The organism is Paenibacillus praedii (genome assembly GCF_049725345.1).
In the GTDB taxonomy this organism is placed as follows: Bacteria; Bacillota; Bacilli; order Paenibacillales; family Paenibacillaceae; genus Pristimantibacillus.
Genome location: NZ_JBMWAM010000010.1, coordinates 136,388 through 158,447, shown reverse-complemented (window position 1 = coordinate 158,447; position 22,060 = coordinate 136,388). Strand labels below are relative to the sequence as shown.

Genomic DNA, 22,060 nt, shown 5'->3' with positions numbered 1-22,060 from the left:
ATGGAATTATATATGTCCTTGGCGATCGGCGTCTTATTCGCGGTCGGGGTCTATCTCATTCTATCGAAAAGCCTGCTGCGCATTATTCTGGGCACCTCTCTTCTAACGCATGGCGTTCATTTGCTGCTGTTAACGATGTCGAGGCTGAAGACAGGTGCGGCCCCGCTGCTAGGGGAGAAGGCGGAAGCCTATGTCGATCCACTGCCGCAGGCGCTCATTCTGACCTCTATCGTCATTAGCTTTGGCGTTACCTCATTTTTCTTTGTGCTTGCCTATAAGGCTTATCAAAGGCTGGGCACTGACGATATGGAGCAGCTAAGGGGGAAGGAAGATGAATAATTTACTCGTGTTACCGCTTCTGATCCCGTTATTTACAGCAGTTATCCTTGTTTTTTTCAAAAATAACATTATGGCGCAACGCGTCATCAGCACCATAGCGATATCGCTGTATGCTGCCGCGGCTGGCGTAATGCTGTATCAGGTAAAGACGGAGGGCATACAGACGCTCTATATGGGAGGCTGGCTGCCGCCTTATGGGATTGTGTTTGTAGCGGATATGCTCGCTGCGGTGCTCGTTCTCACGACAGCGGTGGTAGCCGCATTCTGTTTGTTTTTCGCCTTTGGCTCGATTGGCGAGGAACGGGAGCGTTACTATTTCTATCCCTTTTTTCAGTTTTTGCTGGTAGGAGTAAGCGGGTCCTTCCTGACTGGCGACTTGTTCAACCTGTTCGTCTGCTTTGAGGTTATGCTCATATCCTCCTATGCGCTCCTCGTGCTTGGCGGTTCGAAGCGGCAGCTAAGAGAAACGTTAAAATATATTCTTATTAACATTTTATCGTCCACATTATTTGTTGCATCAGTCGCTTATTTATATGGTGTGACCGGCACCTTGAATATGGCTGACCTGTCCTTACGCGTTGCGGAAGCGGGTCAGGAGGGTATCTTAAATGTGATTGCGATCTTGTTCATGATTGTATTTGCTCTAAAAGCAGGCCTGCTTCTGTTCTTCTGGCTGCCAGGCTCGTACAGTGTTCCCCCGGCAGTTATCTCGGCTATATTCGGCGCGCTGCTTACCAAGGTAGGTTTGTATGCGCTTATCCGAACGTTCACGCTCATCTTCTATCATGAGCCGTCCATCACGCACAGCTGGATCGCTTGGATGGCTGGAGCTACGATGATATTGGGCTCGTTCGGAGCCCTTGCCTTTAAAGATATTCAGCGAATCTTAAATTATAATGTGGTCATTAGCGTTGGTTTTATTGCATTTGGCTTGGCAGTATCGACGAAGGACGGACTGAATGGAGCTGTGTTTTATATGCTTCACGATATGGTGGCAAAGGCGCTGCTGTTTATTTTGGGCGGCATCATTGTCCATGTATCCGGTACTAGTCATTTGAAGGAAATGGGCGGACTGATCAAGCGCTATCCGGTTATAGGCTGGATGCTGCTTGTCGTATCGCTGGCAATAGCAGGGATACCTCCGTTAAGCGGCTTCGCCGGCAAGCTGCTGCTCGTCCGCGCCGGCTTGCAGGATCAATATTACTGGTTGACGGCCATTTCGTTAGCTTCGAGCTTGATCGTGTTATATTCTCTCATTCGCATCTTTATGCATGCTTTCTGGGGAGAAGAGAAGCTGCATGCAGAGAAGCCGCAAGCTGTAAGTAAAGGCGTGACGTTCTCGGCGGCCTGTCTGCTTGTGATCGTCATAGCCATGGGGATCGGCTCGGAGTGGGTGTACCAGCTGGTCGCTGAAGCAGGGAATACGCTTATTAATCCGACAATTTATATCGATGCCGTATTAAAGGAGTAGATGAGATGGCACTGCAAATTTTGTTAAACCTGATGATTGCCGTCGTCTGGATGTTTCTTCACAATGATTGGTCCGTATCACGGTTTTCAGTAGGCTATTTCATAGGTATTGCTTGTATCGGCTTGCTCAGCCGCTTCTGGCCGCATGATTTCTATATGAAGAGATTATGGGCTGTCATAAAGCTGCTCGTTCTATTTGTAAAAGAGCTATTCCTGTCCAGCTTCATCGTTATCATGCAGATCATTCGACCAAAGCTTGCGATTCGTCCAGGCATCTTCGCTTTAAAGACCGAGCTGAAGACTGATTGGGAGATTACAATTCTATCCTGTCTCATCTGTCTGACGCCCGGCACACTAACCTTGGACGTATCGAAGGACGGGCAAACCCTCTATATTCATGCGATGGATATTCAGGATGCCGAGGAGCTTTCAAGGCAAATTAAAGGCTCGTTCGAAAAAGCGATTATGGAGGTGACGAGGACATGATGAATACTTTGCTTCTACTATCCTTAGTCATATTGTCGCTTTCTGTGGTAGGCTGTCTATACCGTTTGCTAAAAGGCCCGTCGATTTCCGATCGAATTGCTGCGCTGGATACGATCGGGGTTATTCTTCTATCGATGATCGCCGTTATTTGTATGCTGTTGAAAACTAGCGCTTATTTCGATATCATTTTGTTAATCGGCATATTGACCTTTATTGGAACAACCGCATTCGCACGTTATATAGAAAGAGGTGTTGTCATTGAGCATGGAGACGATAAGTAGCATAGGTGAGCTGTTAATTGGAATTCTCGTCTTAATAGGAGCTTTAATAAGCGCCTTAAGCGCCTTCGGACTTATCCGGCTTCCCGATGTTTATTTAAGATCCCATGCGGCTACCAAAAGTGCGACGCTAGGCGTATTGCTCATCTTAACGGCGGCATTTCTTTATTTCTCCTTCTACCTGGAGCATGTTAGCGCAAAGATTTTGCTGGGTATCATCTTTGTGTTTATTACGGCACCGGTTGCCGGGCATCTCAATGGCAGAGCGGCTTACCGGTCAGGCGTACCTTTGTGGAAGGGCAGCGTGCAGGATGATCTGAAGAAAGCCGAAGCGCAAGAGGGATGATGAACAGAAGAGAGGCGTTGCCCACATGGAAAATGTCAAATCGGGAACGGAACGGTTCAAAAGGTTTATTCTAAATAATAAATTTGTCATATTTCTGCTAGTCCTGCTGCTTATTGGACTCAACATTATGGTTTTTACGAAAATCTCTTATGTATTTACACCGTTTACAGTGCTGCTCAAAACGCTGCTGCTGCCTGTTATTTTAGCGGGAATTGTTTATTATTTACTAAACCCCATTGTCGATTATCTAGAGCGGAGAAGAGTTAAGCGCGTTTACTCGATTTTAATTCTCTTTCTGCTGGTAGCAGGCCTTATTACCGTTATTCTCGTTGCGGTTATTCCGTTTCTTAATGCGCAGATCACTAGCCTGGTCCGTAATCTTCCGGTATACGGGGAGCAGCTAAGGGGCAAGTTCGAGGAATTTATGGGCAGCGCCGGCTTTATTCAAATTCAAGAATACCTGAATTTGAATCCATCCGAGCTGACGGGCAATGTGACGGAGCGGGCGACAGCTTTGCTGAATAGCACGCTGACCAGCATTGGATCATTTTTCGGGGCATTGAAGGAGGTCGTGCTTGCGATCGTGACTCTGCCGTTCATTCTCTTCTATATGTTGAGAGATGGAAAGCAGCTCCCGCATAAAATGGTCCGGGTAGTTCCGAGCAAGATGCAATCGCAAACCTTGCACATTATGGCTGAAATGAACAACCAGATCAGCAGCTATATCCGAGGGCAAATTATTGTCAGCTTCTGTATCGGCGCTTTGTTATATGTGGGCTATTTGATTATCGGACTGGAGTATTCTTTAGTCCTTGCATTAGTTGCAGCCTGTACAAGCATTATCCCTTATCTCGGCCCAGCGATAGCGATCACCCCGGCATTAATCGTCGCATTGCTGACTTCACCGGTCATGCTGCTGAAGATGATCGTGATCTGGACAATCGTGCAGCTGATCGAGGGGAAGTTCATTTCGCCGCAAATTATGGGGAAGAGCCTGCAGATTCATCCGCTCACCATTATATTCGTCATTTTAACAGCGGGCAATTTGTTTGGATTCGTAGGCATTGTGCTTGCGGTGCCAGGCTACGCTGTGCTAAAGGTTATTGCTATCCATTTGTTCGAATGGATTAAGAGCCGTTCCTCGCTCTATGAGAAAGAAAAGAAGAAGGACATTGTCACCTGACAATGTCCTCAGTTGGTTTAAAACAGCGATTGCCCTCTACCCTGTCTTCCTGACAAGGCGGAGGGCAATCTTTTTCGTATTCGACATAATTCACTTCTTTAATGAGTAACTTCTTCCTTCGGCTCTTCTCCAACTACTCCGATGGATAACTCCACCTTATTAATCCGGTGCTTGCCGACTTCACGAACGGTGAAGGTGTAGTTTTTATGAAAAAATTGATTGCCCGGCTTTGCATCCTGCATCTCGCTGTACAGCCAGCCCCCGACCGTATCCACGTCTTCCTGCTCCAGCTCAGCACCAATCAGGCTGCTCAGCTCGCTCAAGGAAACCTTGCCATTTAGGAGGTAGGTGTTCTCATCAAGCTTCTCGATTTCTTTATGCTCATCGCCATCAAACTCGTCTCTAATATCGCCAACGATCTCTTCGAGAATATCCTCGATCGTCACGAGACCGGATGTACCGCCGTACTCATCGACTACAATCGCGATGTGTACGCGCTCCTGCTGCATTTGCTTCAGAAGCTTCTTAACCGGAATCACCTCAGATACCGTCATGACAGGCTGCATAAGCGTTTGAATATCAATTTCTTTGTTATTTTGATATTGGAGAAATAGCTGCTTCGTATTGATCATACCAATAATTTGATCCTTGCTGTCACCGGCTACAGGGAAGCGGGTATATTGCTCCTGACGAATAATATCCATATTTTCTTGCAACGATTTGTTCTTATATAAGACGGCCATATCGGTGCGCGGGACCATGATTTCTTTCGCCAGCAGTTCATCGAAAGCAAAGATCCGACTGACATAGCCGTATTCGGAGTTGTTAATTTTACCGCTTTCCAGACTATCGCTTAAAATAATTTGAATCTCTTCTTCCGTATGCGCATCCTCATGCTCTTTGGCAGGACGAAGACCGAACAAACGCACTAACGCATTGGCTGAACCGTTTAATACCCAGATGAACGGGTACATAAGTCTATAGAAGAAAATAATCGGCTTTGCTACTGTAAAGCTTACAAGCTCGGCTTTTTGAATAGCAATGCTCTTTGGAGCAAGCTCGCCGATAACAACGTGAATGAACGTAATGGATACAAAGGCAATCAAGAAGGCCAATACATGGCTGAAATCACTGTTGACACCCCACTGCTCAAAATAAGGCAGGAGCATCATCTCGACGGTTGGTTCTCCTAACCAACCAAGTCCGAGTGCGGTAATGGTGATACCCAGCTGACAGGCGGATAAGTATCCATCTAAGTTGCTTGTTACGTGTCGAACGGCAAGCGCATTCTTCTTCCCTTCAACGACTAGTTGGTCAATTCGGCTTGAACGAAGCTTAATAATAGCAAATTCTGTAGCTACGAAAAAAGCGGTTAACGCAACGAGTAAAGCAACCATAAATAGATTAAATCCTATACCTGAGTCCATAATGAATGTTCACGATCCTTTGTTATTTATATTTTTTTGTTTATATCAACTAATAGTACGAACTTTCGCAATAATCATCAAACCCTTAAAAGCTTGAAATTAAGCTTTATTGGGCTAAAATCAGGGAATATTGCGGGTGAATGAAGCCGTATTAGCCAATACCTGCGTATTACGAGATCACATAATATCATATTTGAATAGTTCATATGAACTTGTAATGCAAACGAAAATAAAAAAGAACAGCATTTAGCCGTTCTTTTTCTGAATATTCAATCGCGCAGGTCCGATATTTGAGCGCAGCAAGGATTGGGTATTAAAACTTATTGGCTTGCTGTTCGGACCAGTTGCCGATATACGGAAGCTTGTTCAGCTTTCCCTGCAGTGTGAGCAGCATGATTCCAATCCATAATACGAAGCCGATCGGTACAAGCAGAAAGCTAATAATCGTTCCAATAATAGGAATGATATTGAGAACAAGATTAAGTGCGGTTAGTCCTCCGAATACGACAATGGACTGCATGGCATGCAAGCGGACAAAGCGGCTTTTCTTCTCTAATATAAGAAAAATAATGCCTGTAACAAAGCCCCCCAGATAACAAAGCAAGCCTGCTACTTTAGGGTCTAGACCGGTTGAAGATGGATCCGGCTGTACGGATGGAGACAGCATAACAAGCAGTCACCCTTTCTATTATTCTGATTTCTGCAATGATTGTATTCGTCCTAAGCTGTTCATAGACCATCTATTCCATAATAAAGTATAGTCTGTTCTGATTATATAGGTTTGTAAAAGATTTGTAACTTAATTAAACGAGAAATCGTCTAGACTGGGAGGGTGTTTTGATCATAGCAAAGGTGAGATAAGGAGAACTCATTCCATGATGAATAAACGTAAATGGTTGTATGCGTCAGCCGCTGTGGCCGTTGTTGTCTTTGCTTTGGGATTCTTTAACCGCGGAGCACTCGCGATGCTGGGCTTCGATTGGTTTCTGGAAGGTCATGTGGAGAAAAAATTAGAGCAAACCTATAAGCCTGTTGAAGGTCGTGAGCCTGTACCTGTTAGTGTTGCGAATAAGAAGCGGGATCCATTTGCTTTGCTGCTGCTGGGCGTTGATCAGCGCGGCAATGAAATTGGACGCTCGGATACGATGATCTACACGGTCGTTCGTCCGCAGGACGGTAATCTTCTTATGGTATCCATACCGAGGGATACGTATGTTGAGATCGCTGGAAGAGATCATGAGGATAAAATTACGCACGCCTACGCGTTTGGCGGGGCGGGCATGGCGATGGATACGGTAGGGAAGCTGTTTGAAACGCCGGTTCATTATTATGCTTCCATTAACTTTGAAGGGTTCAGGCAAGTCATCGATAAGCTTGGAGGAATTTCGCTGCGGATTGAAGAGGATATGGTTAACGATGATCCAGGTCACGAGAAGTTTATTATTAAAGCCGGCCAGGATATATATAATGGTAAGGACACGCTCAACTATGTCCGTTATCGCGAGGATGCCGGCGGGGATATGAGCCGTACGGAACGGCACCAGATTTTCCTCACGCTATTGATGGACAAAGCGAAGCAAATGAACCAATGGTCCAAAATTCCTGATCTCATCGATATTATGGGTGATAATTTCAGTACAGACATGCGACCGCAGCAAATGATTGACCTGGGACAAAGTATGCTGCAAGCAAAAGACCGGAATATTTACAGTCACTCGCTGATTGGTAACGGGCATCGTCTTAAGAGCGGCGGCGCTTGGTATTATTTTGCCGATGAAGAGGACCTGGCGAAGGTGCAAACGATGATCAAGAGCTGGCTTAACCCGGATACGCCTGCTGCCAGCCTTGTTTTACCGGATAGCGATAGGGATAGGAAACAAAATGAGGTGCAATCATTGTCCAGTGAAGAGAATGCTGCTCAGCAGCCTTGATGGCAAAATTTCTGAATCGCCTACCGCCGCCGATATGGTAGAATAGACGTAGTAAACGGAACGGAGTGGTTTGGGGAATGAATATCGCGTTTTTTTTGTTGCCGAAGCAGGAGGTCGTATGTCTAACGCAGGATGCGACATTAAGGCAGACGCTAGAGCGGATGGAATATCACCGTTATTCGGCCGTGCCGATCATTACAGATGATGGAGGCTACGTCGGTACCGTAACGGAGGGAGATCTTCTCTGGTATATTAAGAATCATGCGGATCTAACGCTTGAGCAGACGAACAAGGTGAGGCTGATGGATTTGCCTCTGCGGATGAATAATAAAACCGTGCGCATTGATGCGAATATGGATGATCTTATCTCACTGGCAAAAGCGCAAAACTTTGTCCCTGTGGTGGATGATATGAACCGCTTTATCGGGATTGTGCGCAGAAGTGAAATTATTGATTATTGCCAGAAGCTTATTATGGAACAGCAAAACGTACAAGAGCAGCAGGCTTGAAGGTTTGAAGCCGAGTGGACAAAACCAGAATCCGGCATGGCGGAATGAGAAAGTGATTCCGTCTTTTTATATTTAGTATGCTATAATGGGTTGTAAAAGTTTCGTAAGAAACCAGATTAAATACGCAAGAGGTGAACGGTTTGAAGACCGGCTTGAAACCAGTGCTGTGGAGCTGTGCGGCACTCCTTTTATTATTGTCCCTTGTTGTACCGTTGTTGAATTTGATATCCCTGCTGTTGTTGATGGTGCCCTATGTTGTCCTTTACACGACATTGCCGCCAAAATCATTTGTTCTTCATCTTATTCCCATCTGGCTGCTTGCCTTCCTGCTCGGTGGACCAGCATTGCTTATTATCGGTTTTTTCTTTCTCATACCAGCTGTCGTGATGGGTCATTTGTATATGAAGCAAGCGCCCGCCTCGAGGATCATTCGAGTTGTGGGGGTTGTGGTTCTAGCCCAATTGATGCTGGAGCTGCTGTTATTCGAGCTGCTGCTTGATATTTCGCTGATCCGCGAGATGAGCTCGGTAGTCAGAGAAACAGTAAATAATTTGTTGTCACAAGGATTGCTGCCGCAGGATTGGAATGCGGAATTTACTGAAATGTTCATTCGCATGATGGTGAACTCGATTCCGGTTATGTTCATTATGATCGCATTTGGGTATACGATGCTCACGCAGTTCATCGCGCGCAGAGCAGTGAAGTGGAGCGGAGGACCAGAGGTGCCGCAGTTTACGCGTGCTAGAGAATGGCGTTTGCCCCGCGTGCTGGTTATTATTTATCTGCTTGCCTATGTATTTGAGATGTTTACATCATCGACAAGCGATTCTTTTTTTGCGGTTGCATTAATGAATTTGGTGCCTCTGCTTACTTTTGTTTTTGCGTTTCAGGCTGTCGGATTTTTCTTCTTCCTCGCGCAACAGCGGGGATGGAATAAGGCGATACCGGTGCTTATTGCTATACCGGTGCTTATCTTTCCGCCGCTGAGCTTGATCGGCGTGCTGGATACCGCTTTCCCCATCCGGAAGTCATTTACGAAACCATAGCACAGGAGCGGATCGGAAATGCCGAAGTTTTTGGTAACACGTTGGCACGGAATGCATCAAATTTGGGCTTTCCTCGTCATGGCCCTCATGACAGTGGCGCTGGCTTGGTTTGTATGGTGGCTTGGCCTGCTGGCTTTGCTGCTGACAACCGGGGTATTGGTCTATACCATCATGGCCGAGCGTGCGTTCCGTAAAGATCTGAAGGCTTATTTGGGGACACTGTCCTATCGGGTGAAGAAGGCGGGCAATGATGTCATATCAGAGCTGCCCTTCGGTATCATTTTGTATAATGAGGATCGAACGGTGGAGTGGCATAATCCTTATGTAGCTGGCATGCTGGAGCGGGAATCGGTGATTGGCTGCCCATTAACGGAGCTGTTCCCGACGCTGCAGCAGGCGAAGGAACGCGAGGGCACGATCGAAGCGACGATCGGCTCACAGGTGTACCAGCTGATCTTTAATCAGAAGGAGCGTATTTTGTTCGTGAGGAACATTACGGACCTTTGGCAATTAGGCCGTAAATATGATGATGAGAAGCTCGTACTCGGCGTGGTGATGATCGATAATCTCGAGGAAGTGTCGCAGGGACTAGATGATCATCAGCGCAGCTCGATGCTGTCGAAGGTAACGGCAGAGATTACGGAGTGGGCGCAGAAATATCATATTTACTTAAAGCGGCTGACAAGCGATAGGTTTCTCCTCTTAACGGATCAGAAGACGCTTAGAGTGCTGGAGCAATCGCGTTTCATCGTGCTGGACGAAGTAAGAGAAATTACTGGCGATCATAAAATTCCGGTTACGCTCAGCATCGGCTTTTCAGCTGGCGCTGAGAATATCATTGAGCTTGGGCAGTGGGCGCATACGAGTCTCGATATTGCGCTTGGCCGCGGCGGAGACCAGGCTGCAGTTAAGGTTGGCAGCCGACAGTCCTTCTATGGCGGCAAATCCAACGCTGTTGAGAAACGAACGCGCGTAAGAGCGCGAGTCGTCGCGCATGCGCTGCGGGATCTTATACGCGAAAGCCACAATGTGGTCATTATGGGGCATAAGATGCCTGATATGGATGCTGTTGGCGCGGCAATTGGCGTTTTGAAAGCGGCGCAGTTGTTCGGCAAAGAGGCTTACATCGTGCTGGAAGGTGTAAATCCGGCCATCGAGAAGATGATGGAGCTGATTAGAGAGGACGAGAAGTTGTCCAAGCGTTTTGTGCTGCCAGAGCAGGCGATGGCGCTCATTACGCCGCAGACGCTGGCTGTCGTTGTGGATACGCATAAAGCGTCCATGGTGAAGGAGCCGAAGCTGCTTACGCTGACAGAGCGAATTGTCGTGGTTGATCATCATCGCCGCAGCGAAGAATTTATCGCGAATGCCATGTTAGTGTATATGGAGCCGTACGCTTCATCAACTTGTGAGCTTGTAACAGAGCTGCTGCAGTATATTCATGACCGCGTCGTTCTCGATATTCGAGAATCGACGGCGCTGCTTGCTGGTATAACGGTAGATACGAAGAGCTTCTCGCTTCGGACAGGCGCGAGAACGTTCGAGGCCGCATCCTTCCTGCGCCGAAACGGCGCGGATCCGATGATGATTCAGCGCATGCTGAAGGAGGATCTCGAGGAGTATGTGCGCAAAGCGGAAATTATTAAGCACGCCGAGGTACTCTATGAGCATGTGGCGATTGCGGTAACGGAGAGCGGCCGTAAATACTCGCAGCTTCTCATTGCGCAATCAGCAGATACGCTGCTGAATATGACAGATATTCTTGCTTCCTTTGTCATTGGAGAGCGGTCTGACGGCTTGATTGGCATTAGCGCGCGTTCGCTTGGCCATATGAACGTGCAGGTTGTGATGGAGCGTATGGGCGGAGGCGGGCATTTGACGAATGCCGCTGCCCAGCTCGAAGGCAGCGTACAAGAAATTGCGGAACGACTGAAGAAAGTTTTAGAAAAAATTGAATCGGAAGAGGGGTTATTTGAATGAAAGTAATCTTTTTGCAGGATGTTAAAGGACAAGGGAAGAAGGGTCAAGTAAAGGACCTTTCCGAAGGCTACGTGCGCAACTTTCTACTGCCGAAGGGACTGGCTAAACTTGCATCCGACGGCAACCTGAAGACATTAGAGTTGCAGAATGCTTCCGAGGTAAAACGTAAGGAGAAAGAAAAGGAAGATGCCCAGGAGCTTGGAAAGCGTCTAGGTGAGCTTACAGTCGTAATCAAGACGAAAGCAGGCGAGGGCGGCAGATTGTTCGGCGCCATTACAAGCAAGCAAATTGGTGAAGCGCTAGCGGCGCAAGGCATTAAGATCGACAAACGTAAAATCGAGCTCGAGGAACCGATTCGTACCCTTGGCGTTACGCAGGTTGTGGTAAAGCTTCATCCGGAAGTGAAGGCGAAGCTAAGCGTGCAGGCGGCAGAGGAATAAGCTGGATAGAACATAGAATGCAAGAGCAATCGTAAGTTGCTGTGCAAACCTATGAAAAGGAGAGACCCATGAGTACAGAGCTGATGTTTGACCGTGTCCCACCGCAAAACCTCGAGGCTGAGCAAGCTGTTCTTGGTGCGGTGCTGCTGCAGGCTGAAGCGCTCATCACGGCGATGGAGCGGGTGCGCAGCGAAGACTTTTACAGCGGTCCTCATAGACATATATTTGAAGCCATGGTTGAGATCGCGGAGAATAACCAACCGGTCGACCTTGTCACCTTGACTGCTCATCTGCAGGATCGGCATCTGCTGGAGGAGATTGGCGGGGTCAGCTATTTGGCTAAGCTTGCCAATGCCGTGCCTACGGCGGCGAATGTCGATTATTACACTCAAATCGTAGAAGAGAAATCGATGCTGCGGCGGCTTATTCGCACAGCAACCAACATTGTATCCGACGGCTACGCCAATTCGGAGGATGTAGGTGTCCTGCTCGGCGATGCAGAGAAAAAAATACTCGAAATTTCGAATCGCCGAGCGGGCGGCGGCTTTATCTCTATACGAGATGTGCTGATGGAGGTATTCGAGAAGGTAGAACAGCTGTATTCAAATCGCGGCGGTACAACCGGCATTCCATCAGGCTTTACCGATTTGGACCGGATGACGGCCGGCTTTCAACGAAGCGATCTGATTATCGTGGCAGCCCGTCCATCGGTAGGTAAAACGGCATTTGCCCTTAATATCGCCCAAAATGTCGGCGTTCGCGCCCGCGAGACCGTAGCGATCTTCAGTCTGGAGATGTCCGCTGCACAGCTTGTGCAGCGTATGGTTTGCGCGGAAGGCAATGTCGATGCGCAGCGAATGCGGACGGGCCATCTAGAGGGCGATGACTGGGAGAAGCTGACGATGGCGATTGGCGCGTTGTCCGAATCAGAGGTCTATATTGACGATACGCCGGGTATAACCGTTGCGGAGATCCGCTCCAAGTGCCGTCGTCTGAAGAAAGAACGCGGTTTGGGCATGATTCTGATCGATTACCTTCAGCTTATTTCAGGCCGCGGCAAAGCGGGCGAGAACAGGCAGCAGGAAGTATCTGAAATTTCACGTACGTTGAAGCATATTGCACGTGAGCTTGAAGTACCGGTTATCGCGCTTTCGCAGCTAAGCCGGGGCGTTGAGCAGCGGCAGGACAAGCGCCCAATGATGTCCGACCTCCGGGAATCCGGTTCGATCGAGCAGGATGCCGATATCGTAGCGTTTCTTTACCGGGACGATTATTATGATAAAGAATCAGAGAAAAAGAATATTATCGAGATTATTATTGCCAAGCAGCGTAACGGTCCTGTGGGCACCGTCGAGCTGGCGTTTCTAAAGCAATTCAATAAATTTGTCAGTCTCGACCGAACCCATGAAGAACCGTCGCACGCTTCTTAAATTCACGAACAATTGCATGGGTTGCCATGTAATTGTTCGTTTTTTGTTTGACTTCTCCAATAGGGACTGCTAAACTAATAATGCTGTCTTTTTGACTTCGTTTAGATTGTTTTCATATGAAAGCAGTTGAGATTAGAAGGTCAGGACGGTAATTTTCGGTGTTTATATACGCCGGACGGGGGTATGATTATGTCTACGGTTGTTGTTGTTGGTACGCAGTGGGGAGACGAAGGGAAAGGCAAAATCACGGATTTCTTGGCAGAGGGAGCCGACGTCGTCGCTCGTTACCAAGGAGGAAACAATGCCGGACACACGATCCTTATTGATAACAAAAAATATAAATTGACGATGATTCCATCGGGTATTTTCAATCACAATAAAACGTGCGTCATCGGCAACGGGATGGTCATCAACCCGGAAGCGTTGATTGCTGAAATTAACTATATCCATGAAAACGGATTTTCGACAGATAATCTGAAAATTAGCGATCGCGCACATGTGATTATGCCTTACCATCTGGTGCTTGACTGTCTGGAAGAGGACCGCAAAGGCGATAACAAGATCGGCACAACGCGCAAAGGAATTGGTCCGTGCTACATGGACAAAGCGGCGCGTAACGGGATCCGGATTGCTGATTTAATGGACGCGGAAGAGTTCGAAGCGCGTGTCCGCAGCATCATTGTGGAGAAAAACCAATTGATCCAGCAAGTTTATGGCGGCGAGCCGCTTGATGGAGAGCAGATCGTTCGCGAATACTTGGGTTTTGCTGAGGTGCTTCGTCCTTATGTAACAGATACCTCCGTTGTGCTTAACGATGCGATTGACAACGGTCAGAAGGTGCTGTTTGAGGGCGCTCAGGGCGTCATGCTGGATATTGACCAGGGCACGTATCCGTTCGTAACGTCCTCCAACCCTTCGGCTGGCGGCGTATGTATCGGCTCCGGTGTAGGTCCGTCGAAGATCCAACAGGTCATTGGCGTTGCCAAAGCGTATACGACTCGCGTAGGCGATGGTCCGTTCCCTACGGAGCAGGACAATGAAATCGGTCAACTTATTCGCGATAAAGGCCATGAATATGGCACGGTTACTGGCCGTCCGCGCCGTGTAGGCTGGTTCGATACGGTTGTTGTGCGCCATGCGCGCCGCGTAAGCGGGATTACGGGTCTGTCGCTGAACTCGCTTGATGTTCTGACAGGACTTGAAACGGTAAAAATTTGCACAGGCTACAAATTGAATGGCGAAGTGATTGAGACGTATCCTGCAAGCCTCAAAATGGTTTCTCAATGCGAAGCCATCTATGAAGAGCACCCAGGCTGGTCGGAGGATATTTCTGGCGCGAAGACGCTGGAGGATTTGCCGGAGAACACGCGCAACTATGTAAATCGCGTAGCTGAGCTGACAGGCATTCCAATCGCGATTTTCTCGGTAGGCCGCAACCGCGAACAAACAAATCCGGTTCGCCCGATTTACGAATAGGAATGACAGGTAAGGATGACCTCCATGGTCATCCTTTTTTTTAAATCATTTGTGAATAAGAATGTACTCTTCTAATCTTGACCATACTGGAAAATAACAGATTATGGGTGCTCCAGCTGATAGAATGGGAAGTTATCGGCTGTCTGCTGAAAGGATTGGTAGAGAGATGTTGAAAAAATTGGGGTGGCTGGCTAAGCTGATTGCGGCAGGTCTCTTATTAAGCTTCCTGTCGATATGGACAACGGGATATATTGTTACGAGCTATGTGGATACTTTACTAAAGCAATTTAATCTTCCGATTGAGGTCAAGCCGATGGCAATGTCGGGCGTATGGGGCAAGCTTTGGGGCGCGGATCCATTAATGACAACGGATATTGCAGATAAAGAGGGCGCAAGTGAAGAGGAAGGGGCTGTGACAGAAGGGATAGGAGCCTCGTCCGAAGAGGACTCCACGACTGGGGTGGCGGAATCGCCGCTTACTGGTGCCGAAAGCGGTGATCAAGGGGAGCCGCCGCTTGCCGTTGATGCTTTTGGAGAAATAGCGGAGCCTCCTTTGACGGATATCGGGATCGGCGGAGGTGTCCAGGCCGATAGCGGGGCAGCGTCTGAGGAGGGTGGTGTTCAAGAGGGAGCGGTTGGTGGAGATGGCACAGAAACGGCCATGACGACGGACGAATTGGCGGATGTGAAAAATGAAATGAGCGACGAGGACAAGGAGCGATTATTTGCTCTTTTGATGACCAAGCTGCCTCAGGAGTCGTGGCAAACCATCTCTGAATTTGTAGAAAATGGTTTATCTGAACAGGAACTGACGGACATTCAGCAAATTATGGCACAGCATCTCGACAAGTCTGAATATGAGCAAATGATGGATATTCTGAAAAAATATTAATATTTTGAAAAACGAGTATAGGTTGCCCAGTTTGTTGGACGTGTGATAAAGTATTAGACGAGTGATCCGACAGGATAATTCGTCTTTTTTTATTGTAAGAAGCAGGAATAAACGTTGCATAAGCGCGAAAAGGAGACAATCATGACCGTTTTCAGGGACAAGGGTCGGATACATAAGGTGTGGAATCAAACGATTCAATACTTTCGACGTGACCGATCGAAACACTTGAATGGCAAGACTAATCAACAATCCGTAAGCGAGAAGGCAACCGCAGCTTTTTGGCGGAAGAAGCCGGTTCAGCTCACGGGCGTGGCAATCGTACTCCTCACAGTAGCCGGATTTAGCGTGAACAACTATGTTCAAGCAAACACAGTCGAATATTATAACGTATACAAGGACGGAACAGCCGTTGGAACCGTAAATGGTCCAGATGCAGTAGAACAGCTAGTTCTGCTAAAAACTGAGGAAGTACAACAATCTAATCCAAATGTTAACATGATTCTCAATACGGGTACGATTACGTATGAAGCCGACAGTGCTTTCAAAGCGGTGCCGGAAACCGAGGCTACACTCGCGAAGCTAGAGGGCATGTTCACCTCTCACGCGGTAGGCGTTGAAGTGAAGGTCAATGACAAGGTAATCGGAGTAGTTAAGGATCAACAGACGGCAGATGAGGTTTTGCTGCGCGTCCAAAGCAAGTTTGCGCCAGGGCTTGCAGCAGCGCAGAAGAACGCGAAAGAGGTTAGGTCGCTTTCGTTCAATGCTGCAGCTGAGGCCGACGAAGCGCCTAAGTCAGATGCAAAGACGCCTAGTCGCAAGGTAACGGAAGTGGATTTTGTCGAGACCGTATTAATGGAGACCGTAGATGCCGATCCAGAGCAAATCATGGAAGCGGAAGCGATCTACAAGATGCTCATTCAAGGCAGCATCCAGCCAACGAAGTATACGGTGCAAGAAGGCGATTGTGTCGGATGTATCGCTCAGAAGTTTGATATTTCGCCACAAGTGATTTATGAGAATAATTCATGGATCAAGGATGATAAAATCACAGTTGGGGATGTGCTCGACCTCACGGTGCTGAAGCCTGAGCTGACAGTGAAGACGGTTGAGAATTTAATCGAGATTGAATCGATTGAGCCGCCAGTTGAAGTGAAGGAAAATGCGCAAATGCGTGTCGGTGAATCGAAGACGATTTCCGAAGGCGCGGCAGGCTCCAAGCGAATGACTTATCAGATCGTGAAGCAGAATGGTTATGTGGTTACCGAAGAGCTGCTAACGAAGGAAATCATTAAGGAAGCGACTCCTAAAATAGTAGAACGCGGCACGAAGGTAGTACTGGGCGAAGGCTCCGGAAATTTCGCTATGCCAGTATCGAATTACAGATTGACAAGCAAGTTCGGTAAACGCTGGGGACGCAATCATAATGGTATTGACTTGACAGGCAATAAAAATATTCTTGCATCGGACACGGGTGTCGTAGAGTTTGTCGGTACGAAGCCGGGCCTCGGCAAGACGATTATTATAAATCATAAGAATGGCTACAAAACCGTATATGGTCACTTGAACAGCTACAATACAGAAAGAGGCGACATTGTAGAGAAGGGCCAGAAAATCGGAATTATGGGCAGCACGGGCAATTCCACAGGGGTACACTTGCATTTTGAGGTCCACAAGGATGGCGTAATGCAAAATCCGTTAAGGTACTTATAAATTTATACCCGAATAGGATAAAGGAGAAACACTTTCGCGGCAAGCGGAGTGTTTCTTTTTTTCATTCGAATCAGGAAGGAAAAGCCTTTCTTACATGAAGGAAGTTTCATTGTGAAGTCCGTATTAACGTGTGTTAAAATAGAAGGTATGACAAAGGACAAGCGACGGGCGGTGTAGCGATGCACGGAAAAATATTAGTGGTCGATGACGAACAGCCGATAGCAGATATACTGAAGTTTAATTTGGAGAAGGAAGGGCATCAGGTGATATGCGCCTTCGATGGCGGCGAAGCGGTAAGGCTTGCTTTCGAGGAGAAGCCTGATTTGATCCTGCTGGATCTTATGCTTCCGGTGAAGGATGGTATGGATGTATGCCGCGAGGTGCGGACCAAGCTGCAAATGCCGATCATTATGCTTACCGCGAAGGATACAGAAATTGATAAGGTGCTGGGACTCGAGCTTGGTGCAGACGATTATGTAACGAAGCCTTTCAGCACGCGAGAACTGTTGGCGCGTGTGAAGGCGCATTTGCGCAGGCAGCAGAAGCCGGCAGCGATAACCGCGGATATAAGCGGTGTCGTGATTGGAGCAAGCGCCGCTGACAGCCTGTCGGAGCAGCAAGGCCTCAAATTGTTTAATTTGTTTATCGATACGGATATGTATGTGGTCTATAAGGACGGTGAGCCGCTCGATTTGACGCATCGCGAATATGAGCTTGTCTATTATATGGCACGCAACAGCGGCAAGGTAATGACACGCGAGCATTTACTGCAGGCGGTATGGGGCTTCGAATATTTCGGCGATGTGCGTACGGTTGATGTGACGATTCGCCGGCTGCGCGAGAAAATCGAGGATGATCCAAGTCGTCCCGAATATATTATGACCCGTCGCGGTCTCGGCTACATGATGCGCAACGGCAAGACCGGAGGCTTCGGTTAAGGATGAAGGGCAAAAGCTTCTTCCGGACGATACAGGTTAAGCTGGTCATTATTTATTTGCTGCTCATTCTTGTGGCGATGCAGCTCATCGGGGTTTATTTCATCAGCACGGTTAAAAACTCGCTGAATGACAGCTTCACGAACAATTTGAAAGAGCAGGCTGATATTTTGTCCAAGTTCGCGGCGCCAAGCTTGGCGGCTAAGCCAGACCCGGAGGGCGACTCGGCGGAGAGCACAACAGAGGACCTTAGTCTGGTGGTTCGCAATCTGTTCAGTATTAGCGGCGCCGAGGTGCAAGTGCTTGATTCGAACGGACGCGTGGTGGCGACCTCTCTTCAGGGCCAACAGTCGTATATCGGCAAGAAGAATAAATCGCTCGCAGTCAGCCGGGCGCTGCAAAATATTTCGGATAATGAAGAAGAAATTATTGATGAAGATAATACGAGGAAGAAAATGATTGCTCAGCCGGTTACACTGGGCGATAAGGTTGTCGGCGCGGTATATGTCGTGGCTTCGATGAACGATTTGTATGATACGGTGAATCGCGTTAACCAAATTTTCTTCTCGGGGACGCTGATTGCGCTTGGCTTGACCGGTGTGCTGGGGATTTTGCTGGCCCATACGATTACGAGTCCGATTCAGGGACTGACTAGGCAAGCAGAGGCGGTCGCCGACGGGAAATTCGATTTGCAGGTGCCGGTGCTGGGGGATGACGAGATCGGCAGGCTGAGCATGGCCTTCAATGATATGACCATTCGCTTGAAGGATGCGCTCTCGGTTAACGAGGAAGAGAACGAGAAGCTGACTTCGATTCTCTCGAATATGAGTGACGGCGTTGTTGCGGCGGATGAGCGCGGCAAGGTCATTGTCTGGAATCGGCGCGCGCTAGAGCTGCTAGATGTGAAAACCTGCGAGGGCTGCGAGCTGTCCGAGTTGTTCGACCTGTCTGAGCAAAAGCTGCAGGAGCTGCAGCAGGGACGCGGTCAGACGCTGCTTATTGAGCGCGACCCCGATAAGCAGGGGCTTGGCGACAGCAGCGAAGGCGTACTAAGGGCGACATTCACGCCTATTCATCGTCGTGACAAGGGAATTACCGGTACAATTGCTGTACTGCAGGATGTTACCGAGCAGGAGAAGCTGGAGCAATCACGCCGTGAATTCGTCGCGAACGTATCACATGAGCTGCGCACACCGCTTACGACGATTAAGAGCTATGCGGAGGCGCTGAATGACGGCGCGTTAGAGGAGCGGGAGCTGTCCGAGCGGTTTGTTGGGGTCATTAGCAATGAGACAGAGCGGATGATCCGGCTTGTGACCGACTTGCTGCATCTATCGCGGCTTGACTCCAATCAGGCGCCGCTTAGACGACGGCAGACGAATGTGCATGATATGCTCGATGAGGTGGCAGACCGCTTCTCATTCCAGCTTAGACAGAAGTCGATTAAAGCAGCGGTTCGAGTGGATCGCGGACTGCGTTCCGCTTGGCTTGACCGTGATCAGATTGATCAGGTGCTCGATAACTTATTCTCGAATGCAATCAAATATACGCTGGACGGCGGAACGATTGAATTGATGGCGAAGAAACAGGATGACTCATCCGTTCTAGCCATTAGCGTCAAAGATACCGGAATTGGTATACCAAAGAAGGATTTAAATCTTATTTTTGACCGTTTCTATCGGGTAGACAAGGCGCGCTCGCGCAATATGGGAGGAACGGGACTTGGGCTTTCGATTGCCCGGGAAATTGTGAAGGCGCATGGCGGTACGATCTCGCTTCATTCAGAGCTGAATGAGGGAACGACGGTAACATTCACCCTGCCACTGCTGCGGGAAGGGAGTGAGCCGGCGTGAAGGAGAAAATCAAAACCATGGCGCTTGTGATGCTGGTAGTACTAAGTCTTCTGCAGAGCTACTTGCTCGCATACAGCATGCCAGGGCTTGGCGCTACGGTACGCAGCGACCAGGATTATGTGAATGCGGAGCCGATGGGTCCGACGGCGAGCGTGGAAAGCGTTATTTTTCCGGCAGAGCTCGTCATTCACTTAGGCGGCAATCAGCATACGGTCATTTATCCGGGAACGCAATTCTACGAAATGATTCTGAATCAGCGGATTCAGGGCAGGGAGTTCAAGGGCTTCCAGCGCAGTCCGGCGGATATACTGGATTGGGAGGATGTTCGCAAGAATGATATCGGCATCGAGCTGCGGTTCGATAATGGCATTCCGGTTGAGCTGCTGCAGAAGCTGCTGAAGCTGGAAGGTGACCTGTTGTTTTTGAATGAGACGATTGATCGCATTTGGATCTTCAAGACAAAAGGGACGGAGGAAATCCGTACGTTCTTCTTCAGCGCAGACGGTCAGATGGTATATGAGTCGGTGCGGGCCGATCTGACGGTTCGCGATGTGCAGGACTATGTCGGCTTTGGGCAGTTTCAGCCTAAATACACCATGACGGCAGACGGGCTTTATGTTCCGCTTGCTCCGATACAAACGACCGATATGGTGTTCCCGTACGAGATTTATTCGCCCGACTTGATGCAAAGAAGTCTATTCTTCGATCCAAGCACGACCAGAGCGTTCGAGGATCGGAGCGGATCGCAAATATTTACCGATGGCAAGCGTGGACTTCAGGTTGAGCAAAACGGCATGTGGATCAGCTATACGGATCCGGCAGCCCCGCAAAGCTCGGAGAACCTGCTCAGCGATAACGTGTATGCCTCCGTCGATTTCGTGAATCAGCATGGCGGCTGGGACGGTGTTCACCGCTTCGTAAACTCAGAGCCTAAGGGCGAGGGCAAGTATATTCGATTCAAGCAGTATGTAGAGCAGTATCCTATTATTGAGGCGCCGCCGTTCCGTTATGGCTTTATGCGGCTGACGGTGCAGCAGGGTGTCGTGACGGAGTATGCAAGATCGCTTCTGACATTAGGGCCGCGCTCGGAATCACGCAATGTCCGCTGGCTGCCTGGCGGTGAGGAGCTGCAGGCGACTCTTAATAATTACGATAGACGCGGCGAGGTGACTGCGTTGTTCCCGGCGCTGCAGGCACTGCCAGTGGACGACAAGAAGCTACGGTTTAATCCCGTATGGGCGGTCCGGCTAATGGACGGCACGGAGGAAGTACTGGCCGACGCCTATTCGGTCGGTTATGAGCCTCCTAAGGGGCTATTGTCTAATGCGGCCGCAGAAGAACAAGCTGCTGATGCCTCGCAAGCGGTTCAAGCCGGGTCAGCTGCAGGCATGGCGGTCTGGGGAGTGCGCGATTCAGTTGGTGTGGATGGGCTTTCTGAGGCTGAAGGAGCAACGATGATAGGCGAAGCGGAGATTTCGGCAAGTGAGGCCGGACCATTATTCCGTGCCCGGGGAAGCGGTAATGAGTAATTAGTCGCCGATTGGCGGATGGAGGTGAAGGCGTGTGGATTGGGGACGAGCGAAGAATGTACTCATTATTTCGTTTCTGCTGCTCAATGTTTTGCTGGGTTATCAGCTCTGGATGGATATTCGAGAGCAGCTGAATGTAAATGTGGCTTCAGCGGAGCTGCCGCAGGATAAGCTGCTGCTGATGCAGCAGAAGCGCATTTCGCTGGAAGCCAATCTGCCGCTGGAAACCCCGAAGCTTGGCGATTTAACCTATTTGCTCCAATCGGACATCCGTAATGAGCAAGAGCCGGTTGTGCTGGAAAAACCGGTAGACAGTAAAGTGATTTTTACAAAATCGGAATTAGTGAAGGCGCTTGGCGGCCAAATACCGGATCTGGATCAATATGTGTATGATTCGCTTAACAGCACAGTCGATGTATTTGTCCTAAATCGGGTGGTTGAGGGCCGTCCGATGTTCGATGTAAGGCTGGAGCTCTATACCAGCAATCAGAAAATAACGGCGTTCCAGCAGGATCGGGTCGAGCTGATTGGAGCAGGGGAGGCCAAGCAGGTGCTGCCTGCAACGAAGGTAGTGGCCAGTCTGATTGATACGTATTTGCCGGATGGTGCGGTTATTGCTGATATACAGCTTGGGTATCATGGTCAAATTTTTGATTCGGAGAAGCAGGTGTCAGCGCCATCGTGGCGGGTGCTGCTGGAGAACAGGCCTCCCTACTATGTGCATGCGATCAGCGGGGAAGTCGCGACAGATGAGTGAAAGAGGATACGGCTGCGAACGGTAAGCGTTAAGGGTAGCGGGA

Annotated in this window: 21 protein-coding genes; 19 read left to right on the top strand and 2 right to left on the bottom strand. The window is 48.8% G+C overall.

What is annotated here, in order from left to right:
- The 6 genes from ACO9K6_RS11895 to ACO9K6_RS11870 are packed head-to-tail and all read left to right on the top strand — an operon-like array spanning position 1 to position 4,102.
- Positions 1-339, top strand: coding sequence for a Na(+)/H(+) antiporter subunit C (locus ACO9K6_RS11895; RefSeq protein ID WP_424767781.1), 339 nt, complete (start codon positions 1-3; stop codon positions 337-339).
- The gene (locus ACO9K6_RS11890) at positions 332-1,810 is read left to right on the top strand and encodes a Na+/H+ antiporter subunit D (protein WP_424767780.1); all 1,479 of its coding nucleotides are present in this window, start codon (positions 332-334) and stop codon (positions 1,808-1,810) included. Before ACO9K6_RS11895 ends, ACO9K6_RS11890 begins: the two co-directional genes overlap by 8 nt.
- Before the next feature lie 5 nt (positions 1,811-1,815).
- Positions 1,816-2,295, top strand: a complete 480-nt coding sequence (locus ACO9K6_RS11885) for a Na+/H+ antiporter subunit E (protein WP_424767779.1) — start codon at positions 1,816-1,818, stop codon at positions 2,293-2,295.
- The gene (locus ACO9K6_RS11880; protein WP_424767778.1) at positions 2,292-2,576 is read left to right on the top strand and encodes a Na(+)/H(+) antiporter subunit F1; all 285 of its coding nucleotides are present in this window, start codon (positions 2,292-2,294) and stop codon (positions 2,574-2,576) included. The genes ACO9K6_RS11885 and ACO9K6_RS11880 overlap by 4 nt, the downstream gene beginning before the upstream one ends.
- Positions 2,560-2,919 (top strand): monovalent cation/H(+) antiporter subunit G, encoded by a 360-nt coding sequence (mnhG, locus tag ACO9K6_RS11875; RefSeq protein ID WP_424767777.1) that lies wholly within the window; start codon positions 2,560-2,562, stop codon positions 2,917-2,919. The genes ACO9K6_RS11880 and mnhG overlap by 17 nt, the downstream gene beginning before the upstream one ends.
- Positions 2,920-2,944: 25 nt before the next feature.
- Entirely contained in the window at positions 2,945-4,102 is a 1,158-nt protein-coding gene (locus ACO9K6_RS11870; RefSeq protein ID WP_424767776.1) for an AI-2E family transporter, read from the top strand.
- 98 nt (positions 4,103-4,200) lie between these two features.
- Here the strand turns inward: ACO9K6_RS11870 and ACO9K6_RS11865 are convergent, their stop codons facing one another.
- Positions 4,201-5,499: a hemolysin family protein gene (locus ACO9K6_RS11865; protein ID WP_424767775.1), complete on the bottom strand. Its 1,299-nt coding sequence runs from the start codon at positions 5,497-5,499 to the stop codon at positions 4,201-4,203.
- Between the two features lie 343 nt (positions 5,500-5,842).
- On the bottom strand, positions 5,843-6,196 hold the full coding sequence (locus tag ACO9K6_RS11860) for a DUF4870 domain-containing protein (RefSeq protein ID WP_424767774.1): 354 nt from the start codon (positions 6,194-6,196) through the stop codon (positions 5,843-5,845).
- 208 nt (positions 6,197-6,404) lie between these two features.
- On the opposite strand from ACO9K6_RS11860, the gene ACO9K6_RS11855 reads away from it, so the two are divergent.
- The 13 genes from ACO9K6_RS11855 (at position 6,405) to yycI (ending at position 22,017) form a co-directional block, all read left to right on the top strand.
- Positions 6,405-7,460 carry an LCP family protein gene (locus ACO9K6_RS11855; protein ID WP_424767773.1) on the top strand — a complete coding sequence of 352 codons (1,056 nt, stop codon included), beginning with the start codon at positions 6,405-6,407 and terminating at the stop codon, positions 7,458-7,460.
- Positions 7,461-7,537: 77 nt separating this feature from the next.
- Positions 7,538-7,969: a CBS domain-containing protein gene (locus ACO9K6_RS11850; RefSeq protein WP_424767772.1), complete on the top strand. Its 432-nt coding sequence runs from the start codon at positions 7,538-7,540 to the stop codon at positions 7,967-7,969.
- A 140-nt stretch (positions 7,970-8,109) separates the two neighbouring features.
- Positions 8,110-9,015, top strand: a complete 906-nt coding sequence (locus ACO9K6_RS11845; protein ID WP_424767771.1) for a DUF2232 domain-containing protein — start codon at positions 8,110-8,112, stop codon at positions 9,013-9,015.
- A gap of 18 nt (positions 9,016-9,033) precedes the next feature.
- A complete protein-coding gene (locus ACO9K6_RS11840) occupies positions 9,034-10,995 on the top strand; it encodes a DHH family phosphoesterase (RefSeq protein ID WP_424767770.1) in 1,962 nt (653 codons plus the stop codon).
- Positions 10,992-11,435 carry a 50S ribosomal protein L9 gene (gene rplI / locus ACO9K6_RS11835; protein ID WP_424767769.1) on the top strand — a complete coding sequence of 148 codons (444 nt, stop codon included), beginning with the start codon at positions 10,992-10,994 and terminating at the stop codon, positions 11,433-11,435. The genes ACO9K6_RS11840 and rplI overlap by 4 nt, the downstream gene beginning before the upstream one ends.
- Before the next feature lie 68 nt (positions 11,436-11,503).
- Positions 11,504-12,865 (top strand): replicative DNA helicase, encoded by a 1,362-nt coding sequence (dnaB, locus tag ACO9K6_RS11830; protein WP_424767768.1) that lies wholly within the window; start codon positions 11,504-11,506, stop codon positions 12,863-12,865.
- A gap of 189 nt (positions 12,866-13,054) precedes the next feature.
- Complete coding sequence (locus tag ACO9K6_RS11825; RefSeq protein ID WP_424767767.1) at positions 13,055-14,341, top strand: adenylosuccinate synthase; 1,287 nt, start codon at positions 13,055-13,057, stop codon at positions 14,339-14,341.
- A gap of 166 nt (positions 14,342-14,507) precedes the next feature.
- Positions 14,508-15,233, top strand: coding sequence for a hypothetical protein (locus ACO9K6_RS11820; protein ID WP_424767766.1), 726 nt, complete (start codon positions 14,508-14,510; stop codon positions 15,231-15,233).
- Positions 15,234-15,374: 141 nt separating this feature from the next.
- A complete protein-coding gene (locus tag ACO9K6_RS11815) occupies positions 15,375-16,943 on the top strand; it encodes a peptidoglycan DD-metalloendopeptidase family protein (RefSeq protein WP_424767765.1) in 1,569 nt (522 codons plus the stop codon).
- A 179-nt stretch (positions 16,944-17,122) separates the two neighbouring features.
- Entirely contained in the window at positions 17,123-17,881 is a 759-nt protein-coding gene (yycF, locus tag ACO9K6_RS11810; protein ID WP_424767764.1) for a response regulator YycF, read from the top strand.
- A 2-nt stretch (positions 17,882-17,883) separates the two neighbouring features.
- Complete coding sequence (gene walK / locus ACO9K6_RS11805) at positions 17,884-19,731, top strand: cell wall metabolism sensor histidine kinase WalK (protein WP_424767763.1); 1,848 nt, start codon at positions 17,884-17,886, stop codon at positions 19,729-19,731.
- Positions 19,728-21,260, top strand: a complete 1,533-nt coding sequence (gene yycH, locus ACO9K6_RS11800; RefSeq protein ID WP_424767762.1) for a two-component system activity regulator YycH — start codon at positions 19,728-19,730, stop codon at positions 21,258-21,260. The genes walK and yycH overlap by 4 nt, the downstream gene beginning before the upstream one ends.
- 34 nt (positions 21,261-21,294) lie before the next feature.
- A complete protein-coding gene (yycI, locus tag ACO9K6_RS11795; RefSeq protein WP_424767761.1) occupies positions 21,295-22,017 on the top strand; it encodes a two-component system regulatory protein YycI in 723 nt (240 codons plus the stop codon).
- Positions 22,018-22,060 lie beyond the last annotated feature (43 nt).